Origin of the sequence: Streptomyces anulatus (genome assembly GCF_000721175.1) — a bacterium.
Taxonomy (GTDB): Bacteria; Actinomycetota; Actinomycetes; order Streptomycetales; family Streptomycetaceae; genus Streptomyces; species Streptomyces anulatus_C.
In genome coordinates this window covers 41,279-62,506 of the sequence record NZ_JOEZ01000043.1, presented here as the reverse complement: position 1 = coordinate 62,506, position 21,228 = coordinate 41,279, and the positions used below count along the sequence as shown (strand labels likewise).

Annotated in this window: 24 protein-coding genes and 1 pseudogene; 11 read left to right on the top strand and 14 right to left on the bottom strand. The window is 67.0% G+C overall.

Annotated elements, in window-relative coordinates; translation table 11 throughout:
- The first annotated feature begins 1,179 nt into the window (after positions 1–1,179).
- Both IG90_RS40955 and IG90_RS0134630 read left to right on the top strand, forming a co-directional pair.
- Entirely contained in the window at positions 1,180–1,827 is a 648-nt protein-coding gene (locus IG90_RS40955; RefSeq protein WP_051860446.1) for a helix-turn-helix domain-containing protein, read from the top strand.
- Positions 1,824–2,309, top strand: coding sequence for a hypothetical protein (locus tag IG90_RS0134630; RefSeq protein ID WP_030593889.1), 486 nt, complete (start codon positions 1,824–1,826; stop codon positions 2,307–2,309). Before IG90_RS40955 ends, IG90_RS0134630 begins: the two co-directional genes overlap by 4 nt.
- 1,225 nt (positions 2,310–3,534) lie before the next feature.
- Here the strand turns inward: IG90_RS0134630 and IG90_RS44525 are convergent.
- Positions 3,535–3,705 (bottom strand): hypothetical protein, encoded by a 171-nt coding sequence (locus IG90_RS44525; protein WP_157846403.1) that lies wholly within the window; start codon positions 3,703–3,705, stop codon positions 3,535–3,537.
- Between the two features lie 748 nt (positions 3,706–4,453).
- On the opposite strand from IG90_RS44525, the gene IG90_RS0134625 reads away from it, so the two are divergent.
- The 3 genes from IG90_RS0134625 to IG90_RS0134615 all read left to right on the top strand — a co-directional run bounded on the left by IG90_RS0134625 (position 4,454) and on the right by IG90_RS0134615 (position 6,237).
- Positions 4,454–5,011, top strand: coding sequence for a hypothetical protein (locus IG90_RS0134625; RefSeq protein ID WP_157846402.1), 558 nt, complete (start codon positions 4,454–4,456; stop codon positions 5,009–5,011).
- 116 nt (positions 5,012–5,127) lie between these two features.
- Positions 5,128–5,634, top strand: coding sequence for a hypothetical protein (locus tag IG90_RS0134620; protein ID WP_233436215.1), 507 nt, complete (start codon positions 5,128–5,130; stop codon positions 5,632–5,634).
- A 114-nt stretch (positions 5,635–5,748) separates the two neighbouring features.
- Positions 5,749–6,237 (top strand): hypothetical protein, encoded by a 489-nt coding sequence (locus IG90_RS0134615; RefSeq protein WP_233436214.1) that lies wholly within the window; start codon positions 5,749–5,751, stop codon positions 6,235–6,237.
- 111 nt (positions 6,238–6,348) lie between these two features.
- Here IG90_RS0134615 and IG90_RS0134610 read toward each other — a convergent pair whose 3' ends face one another.
- From IG90_RS0134610 to IG90_RS0134580, 7 genes are all read right to left on the bottom strand, one after another.
- Positions 6,349–6,609 carry a hypothetical protein gene (locus IG90_RS0134610; RefSeq protein ID WP_030593880.1) on the bottom strand — a complete coding sequence of 87 codons (261 nt, stop codon included), beginning with the start codon at positions 6,607–6,609 and terminating at the stop codon, positions 6,349–6,351.
- Positions 6,606–6,917 (bottom strand): DUF6247 family protein, encoded by a 312-nt coding sequence (locus IG90_RS0134605; protein ID WP_030593878.1) that lies wholly within the window; start codon positions 6,915–6,917, stop codon positions 6,606–6,608. The genes IG90_RS0134610 and IG90_RS0134605 overlap by 4 nt, the downstream gene beginning before the upstream one ends.
- 77 nt (positions 6,918–6,994) lie before the next feature.
- Positions 6,995–7,576, bottom strand: a complete 582-nt coding sequence (locus tag IG90_RS0134600; protein WP_157846401.1) for a hypothetical protein — start codon at positions 7,574–7,576, stop codon at positions 6,995–6,997.
- A 35-nt stretch (positions 7,577–7,611) separates the two neighbouring features.
- Positions 7,612–7,836, bottom strand: a complete 225-nt coding sequence (locus IG90_RS0134595; protein WP_030593874.1) for a hypothetical protein — start codon at positions 7,834–7,836, stop codon at positions 7,612–7,614.
- A 17-nt stretch (positions 7,837–7,853) separates the two neighbouring features.
- The gene (locus tag IG90_RS0134590; RefSeq protein WP_051860445.1) at positions 7,854–8,204 is read right to left on the bottom strand and encodes a hypothetical protein; all 351 of its coding nucleotides are present in this window, start codon (positions 8,202–8,204) and stop codon (positions 7,854–7,856) included.
- Positions 8,205–8,322: 118 nt separating this feature from the next.
- The gene (locus tag IG90_RS0134585) at positions 8,323–8,592 is read right to left on the bottom strand and encodes a hypothetical protein (protein ID WP_030593871.1); all 270 of its coding nucleotides are present in this window, start codon (positions 8,590–8,592) and stop codon (positions 8,323–8,325) included.
- Positions 8,593–8,737: 145 nt separating this feature from the next.
- Positions 8,738–9,043, bottom strand: a complete 306-nt coding sequence (locus tag IG90_RS0134580) for a hypothetical protein (protein WP_030593867.1) — start codon at positions 9,041–9,043, stop codon at positions 8,738–8,740.
- Between the two features lie 9 nt (positions 9,044–9,052).
- Here IG90_RS0134580 and IG90_RS0134575 point away from each other — a divergent pair, with 9 nt between their 5' ends.
- A complete protein-coding gene (locus IG90_RS0134575; RefSeq protein ID WP_030593865.1) occupies positions 9,053–9,304 on the top strand; it encodes a hypothetical protein in 252 nt (83 codons plus the stop codon).
- Positions 9,305–9,372: 68 nt separating this feature from the next.
- Here the strand turns inward: IG90_RS0134575 and IG90_RS40950 are convergent, their stop codons facing one another.
- The 4 genes and pseudogenes from IG90_RS40950 to IG90_RS0134555 all read right to left on the bottom strand — a co-directional run.
- Complete coding sequence (locus IG90_RS40950) at positions 9,373–10,281, bottom strand: hypothetical protein (RefSeq protein WP_157846400.1); 909 nt, start codon at positions 10,279–10,281, stop codon at positions 9,373–9,375.
- Between the two features lie 156 nt (positions 10,282–10,437).
- Positions 10,438–10,995: a telomere-protecting terminal protein Tpg gene (gene tpg / locus IG90_RS0134565; protein WP_030593862.1), complete on the bottom strand. Its 558-nt coding sequence runs from the start codon at positions 10,993–10,995 to the stop codon at positions 10,438–10,440.
- 2 nt (positions 10,996–10,997) lie between these two features.
- Entirely contained in the window at positions 10,998–13,109 is a 2,112-nt protein-coding gene (tap, locus tag IG90_RS0134560) for a telomere-associated protein Tap (RefSeq protein ID WP_030593859.1), read from the bottom strand.
- A 181-nt stretch (positions 13,110–13,290) separates the two neighbouring features.
- A pseudogene (locus tag IG90_RS0134555) lies at positions 13,291–13,800 on the bottom strand (class I SAM-dependent methyltransferase); the annotation flags it as partial.
- 18 nt (positions 13,801–13,818) lie between these two features.
- Between IG90_RS0134555 and IG90_RS0134550 the strand changes: the two are divergent.
- The 3 genes from IG90_RS0134550 to IG90_RS47215 all read left to right on the top strand — a co-directional run bounded on the left by IG90_RS0134550 (position 13,819) and on the right by IG90_RS47215 (position 16,261).
- Positions 13,819–14,250, top strand: a complete 432-nt coding sequence (locus tag IG90_RS0134550) for a transposase family protein (RefSeq protein WP_106973029.1) — start codon at positions 13,819–13,821, stop codon at positions 14,248–14,250.
- 500 nt (positions 14,251–14,750) lie between these two features.
- Entirely contained in the window at positions 14,751–15,185 is a 435-nt protein-coding gene (locus IG90_RS44520; RefSeq protein WP_157846387.1) for a hypothetical protein, read from the top strand.
- A gap of 932 nt (positions 15,186–16,117) precedes the next feature.
- Positions 16,118–16,261, top strand: coding sequence for a hypothetical protein (locus tag IG90_RS47215; protein ID WP_167345024.1), 144 nt, complete (start codon positions 16,118–16,120; stop codon positions 16,259–16,261).
- A gap of 262 nt (positions 16,262–16,523) precedes the next feature.
- On the opposite strand, the gene IG90_RS42900 is transcribed toward IG90_RS47215, so the two are convergent.
- A complete protein-coding gene (locus IG90_RS42900) occupies positions 16,524–17,495 on the bottom strand; it encodes a LysR family transcriptional regulator (RefSeq protein WP_078585534.1) in 972 nt (323 codons plus the stop codon).
- Positions 17,496–17,655: 160 nt separating this feature from the next.
- On the opposite strand from IG90_RS42900, the gene IG90_RS46975 reads away from it, so the two are divergent.
- The gene (locus IG90_RS46975) at positions 17,656–18,261 is read left to right on the top strand and encodes an ATP-binding protein (protein ID WP_324604330.1); all 606 of its coding nucleotides are present in this window, start codon (positions 17,656–17,658) and stop codon (positions 18,259–18,261) included.
- 245 nt (positions 18,262–18,506) lie between these two features.
- On the opposite strand, the gene IG90_RS0134530 is transcribed toward IG90_RS46975, so the two are convergent.
- Positions 18,507–19,709, bottom strand: a complete 1,203-nt coding sequence (locus tag IG90_RS0134530; RefSeq protein ID WP_030593849.1) for a S8 family peptidase — start codon at positions 19,707–19,709, stop codon at positions 18,507–18,509.
- 492 nt (positions 19,710–20,201) lie between these two features.
- Here IG90_RS0134530 and IG90_RS0134525 point away from each other — a divergent pair, with 492 nt between their 5' ends.
- Positions 20,202–20,846 carry a CAP domain-containing protein gene (locus IG90_RS0134525; protein WP_233436185.1) on the top strand — a complete coding sequence of 215 codons (645 nt, stop codon included), beginning with the start codon at positions 20,202–20,204 and terminating at the stop codon, positions 20,844–20,846.
- Positions 20,847–21,228 lie beyond the last annotated feature (382 nt).

The following is a 21,228-nucleotide window of genomic DNA, read 5'->3' as shown; positions in this document are numbered from 1 at the left end:
GAGCGGGATATGCCCCGGCAAGCCGGGGCATAGAGCGCGAATTGCGCAAGCGCAATTCGAATTCCAGCGCAAGCGCTGGAATGGAATTCCGTAAACGGAATTCTGGACGGAATGCAATTCGCGCAAGCGCGAATTGGAGGCGACCGCGCAAGCGCGATCACCGGGGCTGGCTATGGGGGAAGATGCATCACGTGCGGGACTGTGTAGGGCTTGGGATTCCCAGCCACCACCCCCGCAACGACGGTGACGGATCGTCGGGTCGCATGGGTGCCGGCCCCACCGCAGTGACGGGTTCCGCTGCGCTCCACCCTGACCCCCGAGCTTGCCCGCTCACGTTCACCAATACCCCGTCAGCATACACGCCAACCCACCACTGTGGGGCGGAATCCGATGAGACGTCATTCGCGAGGGTGAACACGTCACGTGGATGATGCATCAGGTGCGTGCGCTGTGTAGCGTTTGGGTCCTGGCTGCGCCACCCCTGACCGGCCAATAAACTACCGGTTGAATTCAGAATTGCGCGGACCGAAATAGCTCAGCCACGGAAAGGAAGCTCAGATATGGGACTGGTTGAATTCAACGTGCGGAGGTACCGGAGCCGTCCGGCCCCCCAGGGCCGGAGGGCGGAACCGCCCACCGGCACCGGCTACGCTTCCCGGTTTTTGATCGTCACGGTCGGCACCACCCGAGACTCAGAGCTGCTGCTGCCGTCCCCGACCCGCACCGGAGCACGGCGCCGCACGCGAAGCCGCGCGCGCCACGACGGGGCCCGTGCGGCGGGCTCTGATACTGCTGCAGAGGGGCGGATCCCACGGCGTGGCGGTACTTGATCACGGTGGGGAGATCCGGTATCACGCGCGCGCACGCTCTAGAGGTAAGAGCTGCACGTTTTCGCAGGTCAGGGCGTTGAGTTTGGAGAGATATGTCAGCCCAGGACTGACATATCTCGGTCGGGATGTCAGTCGGTCCTGACCCATCAACATCGTTTCGTGGCAGTACTGCCACGGATCTACGCACGGTGCGTCAGCGGTGCCGTCGGAGTCGCCTCGGACCCGATGGTCAGTCCAGGGCTGACGTACGGGTGACTTTCGTGTTGGCGCTGCTGCGTTTTGGTGGCACTACTGCCACGGATCTCCGCTATGGTGCTGACGTCACGACGATCAAGGAGGCAGCAACCCCATGAGCTCAGGGCCCCTGGACGGCAGCGCAGCGCCGAAGCTGCCCGATGCGCCGTCCCGTCGCCGGCGCCGCCCGAAGCCGCCGCCCACCGCGTACAACCGGTCCGTCGGCTCCACCCTTGAGCTGCCTGCCGGACATGCTGCCCAGGTCTTCCCCGTCGGCTCCAGCACGGGGTTCATCGGCGAGGCGTTCTCCATGGACAGCCTGGAGTTCATGCGCTGGGCCGCTGTCCGCTACGACGGCGACCGGTTCGTGCTCGTGGTGCTGTTCCACCTGATGGGCTCCCAGAAGCCCGGCGGCCTGATCGAGGCCACCCACGAGGACGTGTCCGCCGATCTCGGATACAGCCGGCCTCACATCAGCCGCGTCTTCAACGTCCTGGAGGCCGACGGGGCTCTGCGGAAGGTCCAGCGGGGCGTCTACCAGCTCAACCCGGCGGCCTCTCTGCGGGGCGGGCTCAGGGAGCCGCGCAAGGGCGAGAAGAAGCGCGCTAAGACGGGTATGAGCGACAGGGTGGAGCAGTTGGACCTGCTGCGCGAGATCATGGAGGACCCGGACGCGCCCGACGCGTTCAGGGCGATGGCCGCTCCCGGCGCGAAACTGGAAGTGCGCAAGGAGTCGGATGGGGAAGGGAAGGCCACGTCATGACGTCCGCTGCCGAGGAATGGGTTCCGCGCCGCAACGTGCTGTGGGGCAGCTTCAACGGTCTCGCGTACGTGCCGCGCCTGCCTCCCACCGCCTACACGCTGCTGCTTCACATGATGAGCGAGCAGGAGCCGGGCGGCCTGGTCGTCGCCACGCACGACGAATTGGCCACTGGCCTCGCGATGGAGCGTGGCGTGATCAGCCGGGCCATGCAGCACTTGGTCGCCGCCCGGCTCGTCACCGTAATCCGCCGCGGGCGCTTCCAGCTCCACCCGATGATCGCCGCGTTCCACGACCCCCGCGAGCAGCAGCGCGCAGTCAAGGCTCTGCCCCGGGACATGCGCCTGGACGTCGGCGACTTCGAGGATGAGTACGAACGCCGCTTCCAGCTCCACCTGGATGAGAAGGCCCGCAAGGCCGAAGCCAGAGCCAAGGGGAACGTCACTTCCATCACCAAGACGACCCGCCTCAAGAGCGTCCGCTGAAACAGCCGATCACGGCAACACGGCGTCACACCCGAGGGTGTGACGCCGTTCTCGTGCCCGTGGCGGTAGCACCAGGTGAACCGGCTTGTTCTGGAGGAGCAGAACAAACGGCGGCCTCCTCGGTTCGCGGGCGCTCGCTGTATGCAGCAGCTCGGCTCGGAGCCGACGCGTAGCAGCTGGTGGTTTCCGCTGCACGGATCCGCAGCTCTGCTGAATGCACCCGCCTGGGGTGAATAGATCTCACGCATAAGATCACTCATGAGGTATGTTCCGGCGCCGCGAACCGCCGCCGCACGTCGCGCACCACCACGGCGCCCCCCGATCCCGGGAGGGCGTCGTCGTTGTTCCCGGCCGGGACGGAGCAACGTCGGTAGCACCAGGGGAACCGTCTTGTTCTAGTTCTCCAGAACAAGCGGGAGGACGACCGACCGCCGTCTGCAGCTTGCAGCGAGGGCCTCGGGCTGCGCGCAGCAGCTGGCCGTGCTGCACCGGCCGGGCTATGCCAGACACCTGTGCAGCACCCGTGTGCCGCCTGCCCCATGCAAATCCTGTGCTGCGCTGCGCTGCACCCACGACACCACCGTGCTGCAACCCCAGCGACCACCACCAGGACCACGAGCAGCCCCCCACCGCCCGCCGCGCTGCCCATCGAGCAGCACCCGCTGCACACCACGGCGAGTAGCACGACCAGGAGCAGCGGCATCCCGCTGCCGCAGGCCCTCGCCTCACACCTCACACCCTCACAGCGAGCCTCGCCCACCTGGGGAAACAGGCTGTGTGCCACACAGGAGCAGGCTCGATCGTCGGCTACAGGATGGTGCCGGAGTGTCCTGAGACATCGAACCTGGACCGTTTGCCATCGGAGTTGGACCGGTGAACAGGACGGTGCCCCGGCCGCCCCCGGGGCGCGGCGGCCACCGGCCGACGCGATCCCCTCTACGGCCAGCGCAGCGCCCCGCCGGCTTCCGGTGACTGCCACCGCCCCCACCCGTCCACCCACCCACCACCAGGGCCAAGGGCAGCAGAAGAGGAAGTCTGACCACTCACCACACAGAAACCAGGGCCTGACCTGGGGAAACCGGAGAGGCCGTCCAAAACGAGTGCAACCCCCTTAGCAACCCCCTCTGCAACCCCCTTAGCAACCTCCTGCGCAACCCCCTTAGCAACCCCCTTTGCAACCACGAGAGCGGCCGGGGGCGGAGGGCCCAGTGAGCCCTGGCGGCTCCTACAGCGCCCGCCAGACCACCCAGGGGCCCGACGGGCAGGAGAGGCGCGGAACGGTGCCCGGAGGGCTGCTGAACGCCGCGCCCCGCGCCTCCCACCGGGCGCGGCGGCCACCGGCCGACGCGGCCCCCAACGGCCAGCGCAGCGCCCCGCCGGCTCCGATGACCGCCACCGCCCCAAACCACCCACCACTCCCCCCACAACACCGGGAGCAGGAAGGGCAGCAGAAGAGGAAGTCTGACCACTCACCACACAGAAACCAGGGCCTGACCTGGGGAAACGGGAACGGCCGCCCAGGACGAGCGCACCCCCCTTCGCACCCCTCTGTGCACCCCCCTTCGCACCCTCCCGTGCACCCCTCTACGCACCCCCCTTTGCACCCCCGCGTGCGGCCCGAACGGACAGGCAGGGTGCGGCCAGTGCGAGGAGCCGGCGGAACGCGGGGCCGAACCCGGCCGCCGCAGGCGGTGGCCCAGCCCACTCACCACCGCGTGGTGAGTGGCGTGGTGAGTACCGCGGCCACATGGTGAGTAGCCGGCCGCCATGGTGAGTGGCCTGGCGCGACCGGTTCGGAACGATCGAGCCGAAGGAGGCCATGGTCCACGGCTTCGTACTCTGGCTGCTCGCGGACCTCTTCGACTCCCTGGCCGACAAGCGTCCTCCCCCACGGAGGACGTGCCACCAGGCGTGCGGCAGCAAGTCGACGAGTCGGTCTCACGGCTCCGCTGATCAGCGGTTCACCGGATCGAGGGGTGGGCGTGCTGGATGCTGACGGCGGGGAGGGTGACGATGCATCGCGTGGCTGGACCTCACAGGCTCATAGCCTTACAGGTCAGCGCGTTCACCTGGGGAAACGAGGTGTGAGCCTCACACCCCCACAGGTGGTTGAGGGGCATCAGCGCCGTTCTACGATCCGCGTCATGAACAACGAGACCGACGCGGTCCAGGTGGGCCCGCGACAGTTGCCGGCTGACAGCTTCACCGACTCCGACATCGTCAGGATCGAGCTGGGGAGCTCGGCCGTTTCCATCGCACGCCGCCTCGTTCGCTACGTGCAGATGGTGGGCGAGGACCAAGCACAGGCGGGTGACTACGTACGTCTGGCGAAGGTCCACTACGCGAATGACTCCCTGCTGAAGGAGGCGGTGATTGCCGAGCGGGTCCGCGGTACGAGCTGGGAGGTCCTTGCAGAGGCCCTTGGGGTGACTTCGGAAGAGGCGGAGAAGGAGTGGGGCGGCGCGGAAGCGAGATGGCGTCGCGAGACCCCCGTCACCAGCGTCTATCGCAAGGACCCTGGGTACTTTGCGGCAGCCGCCGACGAGTGCATCGCCACAGGCAACCTGGGGCGTATCGGCCCCGCCGGGGGCCGGCCGTTGTCAGCTTCCCTGGACGCGGCAGCTCACGTCACCGGCCGCGATGTCGCCGCAGCGGATCAGGCGTTCGCTGGCGCTCCTGTCTGCGCGCACTGTTCCCGCTGAGCCCTGTCTCCCTGTCGTACGCCTTCACTTGCCGGGGCTGGCTCGTTGGGCAGGTGGAAGCGACCGTGACGTACCCCCCGACTGCGCCGTGCGCTGTACCGAGCGATCGAGGATCGATGCCGAAGAAGCCCGCACACGACGCGACGTACGGCTACGACCCGGAGACGACGACTGTCCGGGTCGGCCAGCACGACCTGGCGCGGCTGCTGCTGATGTTCCGCAAGCTGATGCGCGAGGAGCCGCCCGGCAAGTGGAAGCACATGGACGACTACGACCTGTCCTTCGAGCGCCTTGCGGACGCGGTCGATGCCAGCTCGGAGATCCGGTACGGCAAGCACTGGAAGGGCCCTGATCTGCGGATGCGTTGCACCACGACCGAGCCGGTCTACAAGTGGCCCGGCGGCGCACCGTACGACGGGGAGGCGACGTTCACCTCGAAGGTGCCGGGCTACGGCTCGCACGCCACGAAGGACGAACTCTTCCGGGGAATCATGCACACGGCGCTGTGCGGGTTCAGCTGGACGAAGGACGACAGGCCGCGCCGGACGGAGGACCTGCCGGACTGCCCCGAGTGCCGGCGCGAGGTCCAGCTCGGTGCCGAACGGCCCCGCGGCCGCTGGTGACTACCGGGCGGATAGGTGTTGCCGCCCGGGTGGCAACTGGTGGATACGGCCCCTTGGACCGCAGGGTTCCCGGCACACTCAGCCCACCAGCCCGTGTGGACGAGGAGAAGTGCGATGCCCAAGATGACCGCCCCGGATGACGCGTACGACCCCGAGAGCGACACGGTCCGCGTCGGGCGGCATGACCTGGAGCGGCTGTTGCTGGAGTTCCGCTCGCTGGTCAGCCAGCAGGCGCCCGGCAGCTGGGAGCACATGAGTGACTACGACTTGTCCTTCGAGCGCCTGGCCGATGCCGTGGACACCGGCGCCGCAACCCGGCAGGGCGCCCGCTGGGAAGGCCCCGACCTCCGGATGCGCTGCACCACGACCGAAGACGTCTACGAATGGCCGGAGGGCGCGCCCTACGAGGGCGGGACGACGGTCACGTGGAACGTGCCGGGCCACGGCTCGCACGTCACCGATCCCGCCGAGGATCTGACCATGTCGCTGTGCGGCTTCAGATGGGCGGAGGGGGAAGGGCGGCGTGTGAGCGGCTTGCCGGACTGCCGCGAGTGCCGGCGGGAGGTCCAGCTCGGTGCCGACCGTCCCCGCGGCACCTCGTGACCACGGCGCGGATCCACGGTGCCGTCCGGGTGGCTACGGCCGTGGCTACGATGCGGAACGCCACGACCCCGGCAGTTGCGATGCCGGGGTCGTGGCGTTGTCAGCGGGTGGCTACCCGAGCCAGACGATGTTCAGCACGGTCAGCCGGCGCAGCGGCCGGTTGATCCAGTAGGTGAGGGAGAGCTGGCCGACGGACGCGTAGCGGACGTCCTCGCCCTCGAGGTCCTGCGCGTTCCACTGCCGGAACCCCCACGGGTCGGCGGCCGCGGCCTCCAGGACGTCCCACACGGTGTCTTCGACATGTTCGGGCAGGGTGGTGAGGACCTTCGCGGCCGGGGTGGAGAAGCGGACCGCGTACGGCTGTCCGCTCACCGGCGCCTTCGCCTTCCCCGGAGCTCCGCCATGTCGATGGCGTCGCTGTCGTCGTAGCCGGAGGCGACGAACGCGTCGACGGCCGGGGCGTGCGCGAGTCGGCCCTGCCAGTCCTGGAGGACCGCGTACAGCCCGCCGAGGGAGAACGTCCGGCGGGACTCCTCCAGGGCGGCCGCCCACTCCTGCTCGAAGGCCGGCACCCACTGCGCGGCGCGCCGGTCGGCGCGCAGCTGGTGGAGAAGTTCGGCCGGTGCCCCGGGCGCGGGGGCGTACGGGGTGAGGGGGGCGTGGTCGGGCTGCGCGCTCATTTGGTCCTCCCGGCGGGTCGTCACCTCACCGTACGCGCGCCGGGTGGCCATGGAAGGGGGCATGCGGTGATCCCCTCCTACCGGGTGTGCAGGGCGCGGGCGAGGGCCTGGGCGTGCTCGCGTAGCGGCTGGTCCTGGGTGTCCCAGGTGGCGGCCACGTAGTTGAGGAGTTTGGCCGTCGCGCGCTCCGAGTCGCTCGGGTCGCTGGAGAGCAGCCGGTCGGCGGCGTAGGCGATGGCCTCGGCCGGGACGCCGTGCTCCTGGTCGCGGGCGGGGTGGTACGCGGCGGTCAGGGTGAGGGTGTACTCGTTGCCGGTGCGGGTGAGCGCGGTGATCGCGTCGAGGTTGAGCGGCCCGAAGGACGGCTGTTCCAGGACGGCGCGGATGAAGTGCGGGTGGTTGCCGATCGCGGCCGCGACGGCGTCATGGGCGTACGCGACCCGCTCAGCATCGGGTTCCGGCTCAACGGTGGACAGGGACAGCTCGAAGCCGATGCCGTCTGCGTCGCGGAAACGGACGGTCTCGTCGCCGGGCGCGGCCGGGGCGACGAAGGTGATGTGCGGGCTGCGGCGCAGGGCGTCGGCGATACGGACCGGGTCGTGGTCGGCGTCGGGCAGCGGGCTCTTGTCGCGGTCGATGGCTGCGGGTTCGGTGGGCATGCGCATGTCTTCTTCCGGTGAGGGTTGGGGGTGGGTCACTGCCGGGGCTTCTTCGTGGCAAGGGCGCGGCCGCACACGTGCGAGTCGGACGTTCCCCAGCCGCAGAACCCGCCGTGCGGCAGGTCGCCGGCGGTGAGCGGGACCAAGCCCGCCCAGCTCTCGCCGTGCTCGTGGCACAGCAGGACACCGGCCAGTTCAGGGTGCTGGTAGGCGACGACGTGGGCCTGGGGTGGTCCGGGGTTGTGGTCAGGCTCAGGCATGGGAGTGCTCCGGAAGGTCAGGGCCGAATCGTGTAGCCGTACCCGAAGTGCGGGGCGTCGAGCTGGTAATCGAAGCCGTGGAGGATGGCTCCGAGGGCGGTGTGCATGGCGACGCGCACCGCGTCATAGCGACGTACGACGTCGTCCTCGTCGCGGCCTGCTTCAACCATGTCGAGCGAGGCGGCGTTGAGGCGGGCGTGGCACAGCCAGTCCACGTGGACCTGGCCGTCGTCGATGTAGACCACTGGCCTGCCCTGGACCGCGTCATCGGCAGAGGGCATGGCCGGGGGCGGGGGCTGGAGCAGGCCGGCGCTCTGCAGGTCGAACCGGACGCGATCGGCGAACTCTTCGAGGTTGCTTGTGGTCACGAGGCTGATCCGATCGGCATGGCCGGTGCCTGCTTGGTGTCGGCGGGCGCGGTCACCGGGACGCTCCCCCGGCGCTGCTGGCCGTGGCGTACGGGTCGGGCAGCCGGGTGGCCTGTACCTAGCCGGTCGGCGTCCAGTAGGCCATGTTCGAGGTGGGGTGGCAGGGGACCGGGTCGGTGTCGCCGTCCAGGAGGACCTGGAGGTAGGCCCCGGAGGTGTCGACGATCGCGCCTTCCCGGTCGGTCCAGCGGACCCGGCCGCCGATGGTGCCGCGGACGCCGAGCCGTTCGGGCAGCCGGTAGTAGGTGTTGATGTAGCCGAGCTCGTGGGCCTGGCGGCGCCTGGTGCGGAAGGCGTCGTCCAGGTCGTCATCGTGGTCGTACGGCACGGCTTCCTCCTGATGAGGGGGTGGGGTGTGTGTGCTGGTGGGCTGGGGGACACTGATGGCTCGGGTCCCCGGCAGCTGACATGCCGGGGACCCGAGCCGTAGGAGGGGCGGTCAGCCGGGCCGGGGCCGGGCTGAGGCCGGGGTTCTACCGGGTGCGGGAGCCCGTCAGGTCACGGGCGACTGCTTGGGCGTGCTCGCGCAGGGCGATGTCCTGCTTCTCCCAGGTCGCCGCGACGTAGTTGAGGAGTCCGGCCACGGAGCGGTCGACGTCGCTGGGGTTGCTGATGAGGACCTGGTCGGCGGCGGCCGCGACGTCGGCGGCCGGGGTCGACACCTTTCCGGCGCCGGGGTCGACGGTGCGGTCGTAGGCCAGGGCCAGCTGGTAGCGGATGCCGCCCCGGCTCTGGACGGTGATGGTGTCCTCGCGGGGGCTGTCGGCGTCGGCGACCACGAAGTTCGGGTGGTTAAGGATCGCGGCGGCGACGGCCTCGGGCAGGAGGTCGTCGTCGGTGGGTTCGGCGTCCTTCAGGGTCAGGACGTAGCCGACACCGGCCGGGGTGCTGAAGGTGACGGTGTCCCCGCCGGCCTCGCCGTCGGCGCCGAGGAAGTGCGGGCTGTTGCGCAGCGCGTCGGCGATGCGCTCGGGGTCGTGGTCGGCGTCGATCAGCGGGCTCTTGTCGAGGTCGATGAGGTCGGTGGGCGGGAATTGTGACTGAGCGCTTCAGTTGGCGAGTTGAGCAAAGCCGCCTGCCCGCGTGCTGGCGGGCAGGTGCTCCATGTTCACTCTGACGTTCGCGGCCGAACCGCACCGGTTATGAACCAGTGCACCAGCGTTGCAGCCAGATGGACCGCCATCTGCGCTTCGTCTTGACGCTGCGGGCGGAAGGTGGGGCCGCCAGCATGTCGAGCGACGTGCCCCGTCCAGAGCAGACCGATCAGCTCGGTCAGAGGAGCAACAGAGCCGCCACCTCTTCCCTCGATCGCGAGTTCCCACTTGTGACTGGCAGTCTTGAGGTGCCCGTGGACTTTGCCAAGGGTCTCTTTCGTGCCTTTCGGCAGCACGACCGGGATGGCTGCAGCCTCAACGGCTCGGATCGCTTCATCGTAGGCTTTCGACGGATCCGGGTGCCGCCCGTACGTAGCGACCCACGCCGCCCGAAGATGCGTTCCGGCCTCCAGGCCCATTGCCTCTTCGGCAGCGAGAGCCACCGTGGCGTCGACTCGGCGCTGCAAGCGCCGCTGACGCCAATCGACCTCGAAAGCCGAGCCAGCGTCCATGAGCATGTCGTCGAGCCCTTCGACCGCTGCTGCCTTGCTTCCCTTCGGCCAGGAGAACTCCGGGAGCCAGTCGGCCAGGCCGCCTTCCATCGTTCGTTCAGGGCCTACGACATCAAGTTCCCACCACAGCCCCTTGTCAAGGTGCAGCACCACGTCGACAACATCAAGGAGCAGCGAGGGATCGCTGGCCTCAACGGCCTCGACAAGCTGCTCAGGATCTGGGGTGTCGAGAGCAATGCGCATCTGCAGAGCGACTCGTCCCGTGAGCTTCGGATGGGCGGCGAGATACTCGACAATCCAAGTCTTCAGCGGGCGAATCAAATGATTCGGTACCCCTTCGAGCAGAGCCTGTTCACGAGTCGTGATGTGGCTGCGACGCGACAAAGGCTGCCACTCGTCCCGCTCTGTCATGATTACTCCCATTTGATCGCCGATTCGAATGCCACTGTGACATCGGCGAGGCGCTCTGCGCCCGGAAATTCCTGCCTCTGCTGCCAGATATCACGCTCACTCGCCAACTGGAGCGCTCAGTCACAGGAATTGCGTGGTCATACTTTCCGCTCCTATTCAGTAGTCCAGATCGAGGTAATCAATGTCGTTGATTTCCACGTCCGCCAGTCCCATAGCGCGACCGCCGCCGTCCTGGAAATACACTTCTTTGAACCCGTCGGCGATGATTTCACGCATCTGCTGGTCGCTAGCCCCCGTGTCGCGGGCGTCGAAGAGGCGCTGCGCGTACGCGGCGGGGAGCTTCACGGTGAGTCGCCGGAACCGGCCGTCGTCGGTCGATCCGGCGGACGAGGTGTAGCCGAACCGGGCCCGGGTCTCCACCGTGATCCCACCGGATGCGGCGGCCTGCTTCTGCCGGCGCTTGCGCACCATGGGCTGCCACCGCTGTCGTACGGCGTCGTCGATCTTCGAGGCGACATCGGCGCGGGCGTGCTTGCGGGCCCCGCGCCGGTAGCGGTTGACGGAGTCGGCGGTCACCCCGAGCTCCTGGGCGACGGCCTTGGCGCTGCCCATTTGCTTGAGCAGGTAGCTGATCTGGCCCTTGAGCGTCTTCGGTGGTTCGCGGGTGAAGCTCTCCCGGTCGGCCCGCTCGATCGCGTCCTCGATCTCCCCCACGGTCACTTCCCTTCGTCCAGGACGGCGTCGTGGCCGTCACCCTTGATGTGGCGGGCCGGGTTGAAGCCCTTTTCCATCAGGTCGACCGCCCACGCCATCTCCTGGACGCCCTCCAGCTTCGCCAGGCCCGGCGTGGGGCCCAGGCGGAAAGCGCCGGGCTGCGGCTTGCCGGACGCGGCGTAGGGGAGGAAGTCCAGCGGGCTGTCGCTGGGGGCCGGGTAGACGACGCAGTCCGACAGCACGGCCAGCGGGTACATGCCGGTCATCTTCGCCATGTTCGCCAGCTTGCGGTGCATGTTGACCCGGGCCTTGCTGATGACGGCGGCCCGGATGTCGGGGCGCCAGGTCGGGCGCATCATGGCCGGCCACGGCTCGCCGTCCTTGTGGCCCTTGCCCTGCGGGTTCTCGAACAGCTTCCCGATGCCGCCCTTGATGGTGCCCTTGATCGCGGCGAGCACGGCGGTCAGCACCGGGTCGACCTGCTTGTGCTCCTCCATCGCCGCGAGGAACTCCGGGTCGGTGAGGTCCTTGGTGACGCCCATGTCGGCGAGGGTGTCGACGTAGGCGGCCTTGAGCCGGTCGTGCCACGGGTCGAGGTACGCCCCGGTCTCGCGGCGCAGGTACGCCTCCAGGATCTCGACGTTGTAGCCGAGCTCCTGGGCGTAGGCGACGGTGTGCGTCTGGTACCAGGCCGGTCCCGTCGGGCGCTCGCCGTCCGGTGTGAACGGGGAGGGCAGGCGCTCGTCGATCTCCACGTGGGAGAGGTCGACGAGCCAGGACCCGGGAATCTTCGGGTTGAACTTCGGGGCCACGAAGTGGTCGGGGGCGGACAGGCCGACGGTGAGCCGTGCCGCGGCCGCGAGGAACGCCGTGTTGAGGTCGAGGCCCACCGCGTACGGGAGCAGGCACTCCTCATCGGACAGGGTGTCCACCGACCGCACCCACTGGTACGCCTCTTCCCGGAGGAAGCCGCCCTTCCAGCCGATGCGGTGGACTGCGGGGTGCTCGATCTGGCCCTCCGGCGGGGCCGGGTCCATCGGCTCCGTACCGAGGCTGCCGGGGTTGTGGCCGGAGACCCAGTTGCCGGTCTCCTCGTTGCGCACGGGGCGGGTCGGCGGGCGCAGCGCGGTCATCAGTTCCAGGCCGGAGACGGCGGTGGAGCCGCGCGGGGTGGCGACCCGCTGGGCGTAGAGGCCGAGGACCTGGGCGATGGCGGCCGGGTCCATGTCGGCGACGCCGGGCCAGGAGCGGGTGTCGAGGGCGTCCCAGGGCAGGATCGCGAGCTGCACGCACTGGCGCTGGGCACCGGTCGCCTTGCGGTAGATACGGGCCCAGGGGCCGAACCCGCGTTGGGTGAGCTGCCACTTGGCCTTGAGGATCTGCTTGACGACCGGGTGGTTCTCCTCCAGGCGCAGCCCGCGGCGGTCTTCCAGGCGCTCGGGCAGCCCGAGCTTCACGGCGGCCGCCGTGGTCAGGACGATCAGCGGGTCGGAGTCCTTGCCGTTGCGGTGCAGCTTCGGCGCACCGAGGCCGGCCTCGCGCAGCGTCCACTCCACCAGCTCCACCACTGTGGTCGCCGGGCAGTCCAGCACGATGCCGTCGACGCCGTACGCGGAACCGTCGCCGTCCAACACGGCCAGCGGGCCATGCTGGTAGGGCGGGGCGGCGATGTTCGGAACTACGCGCTTGCGTGCCGGGCGACGTGACGACGTTGCCGGACGGGTGACGGGGCGTTCCGGGGCAGCGGGGGCCTGAACCGGTGCGACGGTCTCCAGTTCAGACGCCTTTGGGGTGGCAGGGCCGGTGAACGTTTCCGGCACCGGATGCGGCGCGGCGACCGGAGTAGGAGCGGTGGAGATGGCGTGGGCGGGGTACCGCGCGGCCCACCCGTTCAGCAGCCGCTGGTAGGCCTCCAGGCGCGGCGACTTCGGCTCGGAGCGCCCGTTCTCGTAGTTCTTCACCGTCTGCACGGTCGACTTCAACGCGGTCGCGAGACGGGCCTGGGTGATACCGGCGGCCTCACGCAGCCGGGCACGCTCCGCCGGGGGCGGCAGCTGCGGCTCCTCCTCCAGCAGGGCGTCGATGTTCGCGAACAGTTCTTGCTCGGATGCCATGGGTGGGTCTCCTTTCGCACCCGCACCCTAGCACCGTTTACCCTGAAGTTTATCCTGTTTTTTAACCCGTGCGAACTATCCTGAAGGTGTGGGGTGGACATGCGGGAAGGCCGCCCGGCTGTCCTGTGCCATTGAACTTTGAGCATGTGCCATCGAAGTTTGAGTGGCGTGGATCACTAGGTCAGGGGCGTCGTGCGAGGAAGACGAACTCTCTGCCTGGCCGGTCAGGCGCATCGCGCACGTCGTGCACCACGTACCCGTGGGCGACTAGATCCGTCTCGACCTCGTCGCGCTCCCGGAAGCGCAGTGTCGAGTCCGAGGTGAGCACCTGTCCGTCCGCGGCGAAGACGTAGGTCCAGCGGAAGGTCACCAGGGGCGGGCTCACGTCGATCAGCTGGACCCAGCTCTCCACAGTGCCGGTGCCCGGGATCCGTGTCACGCGGTAGGAGTGCTCGCGGGTCCACTCTTCCCAGGCGCGTCTGGCGGGATCTCGGGTCTCGAACACCAGGTGCCCGCCCGGCCGTAGCGCATCGTAGGCTCCCTGGAGCGTCTTCTGCCAGGTGTCCGGATCAACGATCTCCTGGGCGACATTCGCTGTCATCGTTGCCAGGTCGACCCGCAGCGGCGGGAGGGCTGTCGCGTCACCACAGATCCAGCGCACTCGCGCACTGCCCGGTTTGGCCCGGGCAAGCAGAACGCCGTCAAGACCATGGTCCTCACCGACCAGAACGGAAGGGTGATCTTCAGCAGCCCAGCCAGACCAGGCAGCTGCGCGGACATCACTCACGCCCGCCAGTTAGGGCTGGTCAAGCTCCTGGCCGACGGGCCCGTCGTCGAGATCCTTGCCGATGCCGGCTACCAGGGGCTCGGCGCCCAGACCGGCGGACGCGTGGTGACGCCACCGCACCGGAAGTTCAAGAAGGACGCCCCGGACTGGTACGAGGAGATGCACGAGCGACAGCGCAAGGCACACTCCTCACGCCGCATCCGGGTCGAGCACGGCATCGCCCACCTGAAGAACTGGCGAGCTCTCGCCCGCCGCCTCGGCCGTCGCGAGCACATCAGCGACACCGTCCAGGCCGTCGCCGGCCTACTGTCCCACCAGCAGACCGCGGACCTGGAACCCCGACGACAGAGATGAGCACCGGTCCCACCGAAGCCCTCGACGTCTCACCGCTTACCACGCACGAGCTCGTTAGAACGTGAACCTGTTTCGGTCAGGGCGATCGGCGCCAGCAACGGCTGTGGCTCGCTCTCCAGCCACAGCCGGAGCCTTCTGAACCTGCCGCCTGAGCTTGCCCGCAGCGGCCCGGCTGCGCAGGCCGGGCTTCCGTATAGCCGCGGGGTGATGCCGGTAGCTACAGGGCGTGTTCCTGCGAGAGGGCGGTGACGATCTCCGCGTCTCTGGAACGTGTCCAGGTGCGGCTGCCTCCTTCATCGCTGACATCGGCGTGAGTGCGGCGACTTCTCTCGTGGTCATTTGCACTGGAATCAGCCATTTTTTAGTCGGAACCAGTAGAAAAATGCTGTTTCCCTGGAGTTAGGCGCTACCCGTCTCGGTTTGCTGCCATGATCTACCCGACGAACATGTGACATTTCACATTGCTCTCTGGTGAGGGCAGCGGAAGAGGGAGGTACCTCATGAAGAGTCTTGCCACTGCTGCGGTCGCCGCTGCGACCCTGGCCACTCTGGCCACCGGCCAAGAAGCCGTCGCCGCGCCGACCGCCCCGGTAAGCGCCGTCACAACCTGCGGCGCCCCCGGTGCGCCCGGAATCTTACTGACCCGAGCCTGTGTCGAGGTGACCGGCAACCAGGTCCGTTTCTATGGGGTCGCGGCCACGACCAACTCCGGTTGGCAACCCCAGCAGGTCGGCTTCACGGTCTCCGGCACAGTCGTCGGCGGTGCCCCGATAGCGCCCATCAACCCGACCGTGCTCATACAGGCGGGCGCGACCTCGGTCGGCAGCATTGTCACCACCGCGCCATGCGGCTCCACGGTCAACGGCAGCTTCTCCGTCGACCAGTGGGGCTGGCCCCCCTCGACCGCGACCGTCTCGGCCGCGGTGTCCTGCTGACCAGAGAGACCACCGGCCTTGAGCCCACACCAGGGCTGAAGCGGGACCAAACCGACCCGCTAGCGTCCCATGGCAGCCACCTCCAGGTGGAACCCGGAAAGTAGCAAGTCCACGCATCGTAAAAAGGCCGCCGTCCGCGAGGCACGGCGGCCCTTTCAGCGCCGGCTCACCCCGTACTGAGGTTGTAGTCGCGATGTCGTCAGGGTGAACTCTGTTCCGATAAGGCATCCATCGATGAGGCAGCTGCGGTATCGGATCCGGCGCAGGCACGCTGTCGTAGTCGTTCAAGGACGTCGGCGACCGCACCCACTGAGCCTGGAACGCCTGATCCAGCAAGGTGTGACTGCTTCCGAACGCGATCTTCGTCATCGTCACCGGCTGCCGCCCCGCCGCCAGTGAGCCGACCCCGCCCAGCAAGGCCAGCTCGACTACACCGAACGGTTTCTGGGAACGGATCCCGTGCGTGACAGGGATCCCATGGTTTCGGGTTGATCTTGCTGACTTTACTCGTGGTGATCCGCCAGCGGTCTCCGTCACAGCACGGAACGTCAAGATCAAGCTCGTCGTGCGAGGGCTTCGCTACCGACAGGTCTGCCCCCGGCCCGCGCTGGGCGCGTCACGGGTGATGCGGCGCGCCGTCGTTCCCGAGCAGTCGATGCGTCGCTCCCCCCGCGAAGTCGGATACGTGCCTCGAATCGTCGCCCTGATCGATTCTGCGGAAGTACGCATCGACAACTGCCTGGACCACCGACACGGTCACCTCAGTCCCTGCCGCGTCTACGGCCGGTCTGCTCAGGCCGAGCCCGACCGAAAGGCCGGCCTGGCACCTCGCTGCTCCTGGTCCCCCGCCAGGGGCGACTTCCCCGGAACTCGCTGCCGGGTGCACGGGTGGCGGACCAGACTGGGCTCCATGACGCAGGCACCCCGCCCGGGTGTACGGCACCGAGCACGACCTTCCCGCGGCCGGACCGCAGCCCGGCCGCACCTACCGGGTGCTGACCGGCGGACCCCTGGACGGGCAGCTGATCGACGTCACCGGCTGGACGGACGAAGAGACACCACCGGCGCTTACCTGATCACGCTGCACAGCACGTATGGGCAGGGTGGGCGCGCCTCGTACGCGCCGACCATCAGTTACCCCGACGGCCCATGGGGCTGGGAAGGCGACATGCCCTGACATCTCGCGCCGTACGGTCCAGCCGGTGCGGCATGGACGCTGGGGTGATGGTGGCCAGCCCAGCTCGTTCGGCGGCAAGCCGTTGCAGGGCCCCGTGCCTGGACACGTCGCTCGGCTGGACTCGCTGCTGAGCGGCTGCGCGGGTGCGGAGTTCGGTGAATTTATCCCGGGCCGTCATTGGAGCGGGGGGTTGCATACGAGCGAGCTACCCATTTCTGAAAGTGTGGAGCCTGAGCGAGAAGGTGACGGTGGGTACGGACGGCGTGATGGTGCAGGGTTTCCACGACCGAAGCTTCGATCAGGTCTCGACGCCAGAGAAGTAGATGCCGCTGCCACAGCGGGTCGCCTGCCAGGGGCTTGATCAAGACCCCGCTTGTTGGGCATACAGTGGGCTGAACTGCTGTCACACCAAGTCCTCGGGAGATCATCGACAGCAATTGATCAAGCATATGAAACTCGTGGGTAACCGCAGGTTTGAACCCTGCAGCCCGGCAAGCGTCGTAGAAAGCTCCAGGCCAACCTACTCCGTCGTCAGAAGAGACGAACCACGTGTCTTCAGAAAGTCCTTCCAGGGGAATCTCCAGGCGATGCGACAGCGGGTGGCTGGCATGGGTGGCGACGAAGACTGGGACGGTTTTGATCGCCCTATGCTCTAGGTTCGGAGAGTGGCGGATTGGCATTCCGGGGTAGTCGCACCCAAGGCCCGCATCTAGTTCCCCGGATTCCAGAAGACTGATTAGCTCTCCGGTGGCGTACACGCTGCTGATTGATACAACGAGGTCTGGACAGGCATCGCGGAGGGCGTCCAGGAGCATGGGTACCGCTGGTGTGTTGATAACACCGAGTCGCAGTCGATGCGCTTCCGTAGATGTTGAATGACGGCGTAGGCGCGTGAGGTTATCTGTGAGTGCCAGGACCTCCCGAGCCTGGCTCACGACCTGCGCGCCGAAGGGAGTGAGTTCGATCCCGCTATTGCTGCGAACGAATACTCCTTCTCCGAGCAGTCCCTCGATTCGGCGCAGCTGCGTACTCATCGCTGGCTGGGTGTATCCGAGAGCAGTGGCTGCCTTGCCGACGCTCCCTGAGTCTGCTAGCGCGCAGAGTACCCGCAGGTGGCGCAACTCAAGATCCATGGCGAAACCTCGTTCCGGGCGAGCGGAGGGCCATTATGCGCCAGAAGATACTGAATAGGCACCACTTGGCGGTGACTACTCCTGAGCTCGCCATCGCCTCGTTCTGGTAGGTGTTATGGGCTGACCTCGCGTTCCAGTATGCACCGATTTGTTGTTTTTGATGAGGTGTGGTGCAAGTCTTGAAATCGCTTGTTGTTCCGCTGACGCGATCGTGGAGCTTGCAGCGGACCCGCAACTGAGGAGCGATACCATGCCTCACCCCTCGATCAGCTTCACCGTCGAAGCAACCGAAGCAGGGGTTCACAGTGCCCGCCGCCGTGTGTCGAGTGCGGTCAGGGGGTGGGTGGGGCATCTGGACGAAGACCTGTACTTCAACTTGGAGTTGGTGACGTCGGAGCTGCTTACCAATGGTTTGCGGCATGCCTGTGGGCGTATGACAGCCCAGGTGGCACTCGTGCATGGTCTTGCTGTCGTCGAGGTCTTCGACGGGAGCAGGGATCTGCCGCGGCCTAGATTGACGCAGATCGATGACGAGTGCGGGCGGGGACTCATGCTGATAGAGGATCTCTGTCTGCTTCAGGGGGCTGAGACAACAGATAGCGGGAAACGCTGCTGGGCAATTCTCTCTGTGGAGACCGCACCCGCTCGGGCTGCTGAGGTGCAGCCGCGAGAGGAGGAGTGCAATGGCTCTGCAACCGACGACGTACGCTGGTCACTCTCCCCGTTTGGGAAAGGGCTGATGTCCCGTCTTTTTCCTACCCCTTGAAAGATCGTCAGTCTGCTAGCCGACATTTCTGGCGTTCATCCTGAGAACACATGCATAAGCTGGTGGCCTCCCATGCGGGGATATTAGGGTCGCGCGGTCCTGTGATCTCCAGCAGGATTGGCCGCATGTGCAATTCGGCCATCGGTTTCCGAATGGTCGATCAACGGGTGCTGTGCAGATGAGGAGCGGCCGCGCATCGGATTTATTGGCCGATGCGCGGCCGCTGCCTTCTGCCCAGGGTCGCTTTACTTGATGACCTTCAGCAGTTTATTCGTCGTCCCCGGGGTCGCATTGGATATTGCGCCCTGAGTCGCTCCGCGAGTAAGCGCCGCAGCGACTTCACCGGGTGTGGCCTCTGGGTGGCCAGCCAGGTAGAGAGCTGCCACGCCAGCGACGTGCGGAGTTGCCATCGATGTTCCTGACATGACGTTCGTTGCGCTGTCACTTCCGTGCCAGGTGGACGTGATGTTCGACCCCGGGGCGTAGATGTCCACCACCGGTCCGTAGTTCGAGAACGACGACTGTCCGTCGGTGACGGTGGACGAAGCGACGGTTATGGCCTCGGCAACCCGCGCGGGGGAGCTTTGGGTTGCGTCCCGGGCCTCATTGCCGGCTGCGATCGCGAAGGTGACGCCGGACGCGACGGCCTTTCGGACTGCGGCGTCGAGAGCAGGGTCCACGCCGCCGCCGAGGCTCATGTTCGCGACGGCGGGGCCCTTGCGGTTGGCTACGACCCAGTCGATGCCAGCTATGACCTGGTCCGTGGTGCCGGAGCCTGAGTCATTCAGTACACGGACTCCCACGATCTTTGCCTTCTTGGCGACGCCGTGGGATGTGCCGGCGATCGTGCCAGCCACATGAGTCCCGTGGCCGTTGCCGTCATTGGCGTCATTGTCCCGGTCCACGGCGTCGAAGCCCGAGGAGGCTCGGCCGCCGAAGTCCTTGTGCGTGACTCGGACGCCAGTGTCGATGACATAGGCGGTCACGCCATCGCCGGCCGAATCCGGATAGGTGTAGGCGTTGTCACCAGGTGTCTGGGCCTGGTCGATCCGGTCCAGTCCCCAGGACGGAGGCCGCTGCTGTGTGGCACTGATTCGGAACGTTTTGTTCTGCACGACCTTCGCGACGGCAGGGTCTGCAGCCAGACGCTTGGCCTCAGTCTCGGACAGCTTGTTGGCCGAGAACCCGTTGATGGTCGAGCTGAAGCTTCGCTGGAGCTTGCCCCCGTACTGCTTGGCGAGTTCGGCCTTGTCCGCCTTCTCGCTCAGCATGACGATGTAGCTGCCCGATACAGCGGTTGCCGCATCCGCCCCGTAGATGGTCCCCATCTTGGGCTCTGGCGTCGCATTCGCGAACGATGTGCCGAACAGGGCGGCACCAGCAGCCGCAGCTACGGCGGCGATGGCGGCGGTGAGTTTGAGCCGACGCGCACGTTTGTGATTTGCCATGGAAGAGAGCTCTTCTCGTAAATTTTCTCGCAGAAAGGGCCTCAGCCGGAAGACTTCCGGGGGCGCTTCGAAACCATGCTCGAAGCGCGCCCTCGGATCAAGTCCTTCACCAACTCATCACATATTGAGCTTAGTTGCTGCACATCTCGCTGCATTAAATCGGCCCAAAGCCGGTGAACCGTGCTGTTTTTCCCGTGAGTTGACCGTCTCTGGCCCCTCATCGCCAGCTGTCGTCGCGGGGAGAGCGGTCCAAGCCTTGGTGGTATTCCGCGCTCGCTGAGCTCCCGTGGCATCGTCGGTCCGCCGCCGGTGGAGAAGCTGCGCTGACGAGAGATCCGGGTGCCTGAGCTGGTGTGCAGCAACACCCGCAGCGGCATGCGCGTGGCCTCTCCAGCGCCCCAGCAGATTCTTCTGCGAAAAAGTGTTGTCCTGGCGGCACTGCCCTATCTCCTGTGAGTCGGACCTGCCGACAAGCAGAAGAACGGAGCTCCCATGCACGCAAACGATCACGACGAACACGCTCAGAGAACCCTTTCAGGGCTTGGTGCCAGCAGCGAGGACGGTTCGCCGAGCCGCCACCGCCGCGGCAACCGCAGCGTGAAGATTCGAGTCCTGGCCGGGGGCGCCGTAGCCGCCGCGGCGCTCGCCTCGATCGGTACGCTGGCGCTGGCCAATCCGTCCGGCGGCGTGATGCCGGCCAGCGCGACGCCCGCTTCCGTGTCGCCATCGGAATCCCAGCCGGCTGGGACGGCGGCCCGCTTCGAGGACGATGTGTTGGCACTGGTCAACGTCGAGCGGGCGAACGCGGGCTGTCGTCCGCTGAAGTTGGACAAGAAGTTGCGCGCCGCTGCGCGAGCTCACGCCGGGGACATGGCCGCCCGAAACTACTACGACCATGTCAGCCCCGAGGGGGAGGGCCCTGGGGAGCGGATGCGAAAGGCCGGCTACCCCATAGGTTCGTGGGGCGAGAACATTCACAAGGGCCCCAAGGACCCCAAAACCGCCATGCGGGATTGGATGAACAGCCCCGCGCATCGCACCAACATCCTGGACTGCTCCTACAAGGACTTCGGCGCCGGCGTCAATCTGACGGCTAACGGCCCCTGGTGGGTGCAGAACTTCGGCACGAAGAGCTGATGGCTGGCTGTGCGGGCGCACCCAAGGCTGCGGTGCGCCCGCACAGCGGGTTCACCAATCGCTTCGGTACTGGTTGCGCGCTGCTGACTGAGTCCGTCTCTTGATCGGGCATTGGACGCAAGCGCGATGGTGAGCGGGACCTCCGCCCCGACGGTCAGCGCGATAGTCCGTTACGACCGCCGACGACAGGTATGAAGGGAAGGCCATCGAAAAGTTGGTAGCAGTCATCGGCCGTTGATCTCCCAGACGAACCTTGGGTCACACCCTTACAGCCCAGCCCTCTACCGGGAACGCGACCGTGATCGCGCCGAGAGCCGGATGACTCAGACTCTGCCCCCAAGGGGGGCGAGATCCTCGCGGAAGCGCACGCAAGCGGCAAACA

Coding starts and splice junctions, on each gene's coding strand:
- IG90_RS0134615 (WP_233436214.1), top strand. CDS start 5,749: ATGCCCAAGATGACCGCCCCGGATGACGCGTACGACCCCGAGAGCGAC.
- IG90_RS0134600 (WP_157846401.1), bottom strand. CDS start 7,576: ATGCCCACCGAACCCGCAGCCATCGACCGCGACAAGAGCCCGCTGCCC.
- IG90_RS40950 (WP_157846400.1), bottom strand. CDS start 10,281: ATGACAGAGCGGGACGAGTGGCAGCCTTTGTCGCGTCGCAGCCACATC.
- IG90_RS0134525 (WP_233436185.1), top strand. CDS start 20,202: ATGCACGCAAACGATCACGACGAACACGCTCAGAGAACCCTTTCAGGG.
- IG90_RS0134530 (WP_030593849.1), bottom strand. CDS start 19,709: ATGGCAAATCACAAACGTGCGCGTCGGCTCAAACTCACCGCCGCCATC.
- IG90_RS0134625 (WP_157846402.1), top strand. CDS start 4,454: ATGAACAACGAGACCGACGCGGTCCAGGTGGGCCCGCGACAGTTGCCG.
- IG90_RS0134620 (WP_233436215.1), top strand. CDS start 5,128: ATGCCGAAGAAGCCCGCACACGACGCGACGTACGGCTACGACCCGGAG.
- IG90_RS40955 (WP_051860446.1), top strand. CDS start 1,180: ATGAGCTCAGGGCCCCTGGACGGCAGCGCAGCGCCGAAGCTGCCCGAT.
- IG90_RS0134630 (WP_030593889.1), top strand. CDS start 1,824: ATGACGTCCGCTGCCGAGGAATGGGTTCCGCGCCGCAACGTGCTGTGG.
- IG90_RS0134595 (WP_030593874.1), bottom strand. CDS start 7,836: ATGCCTGAGCCTGACCACAACCCCGGACCACCCCAGGCCCACGTCGTC.
- IG90_RS44520 (WP_157846387.1), top strand. CDS start 14,751: ATGAAGAGTCTTGCCACTGCTGCGGTCGCCGCTGCGACCCTGGCCACT.
- IG90_RS0134550 (WP_106973029.1), top strand. CDS start 13,819: ATGGTCCTCACCGACCAGAACGGAAGGGTGATCTTCAGCAGCCCAGCC.
- IG90_RS42900 (WP_078585534.1), bottom strand. CDS start 17,495: ATGGATCTTGAGTTGCGCCACCTGCGGGTACTCTGCGCGCTAGCAGAC.
- IG90_RS46975 (WP_324604330.1), top strand. CDS start 17,656: ATGAGGTGTGGTGCAAGTCTTGAAATCGCTTGTTGTTCCGCTGACGCG.
- tap (WP_030593859.1), bottom strand. CDS start 13,109: ATGGCATCCGAGCAAGAACTGTTCGCGAACATCGACGCCCTGCTGGAG.
- IG90_RS0134605 (WP_030593878.1), bottom strand. CDS start 6,917: ATGAGCGCGCAGCCCGACCACGCCCCCCTCACCCCGTACGCCCCCGCG.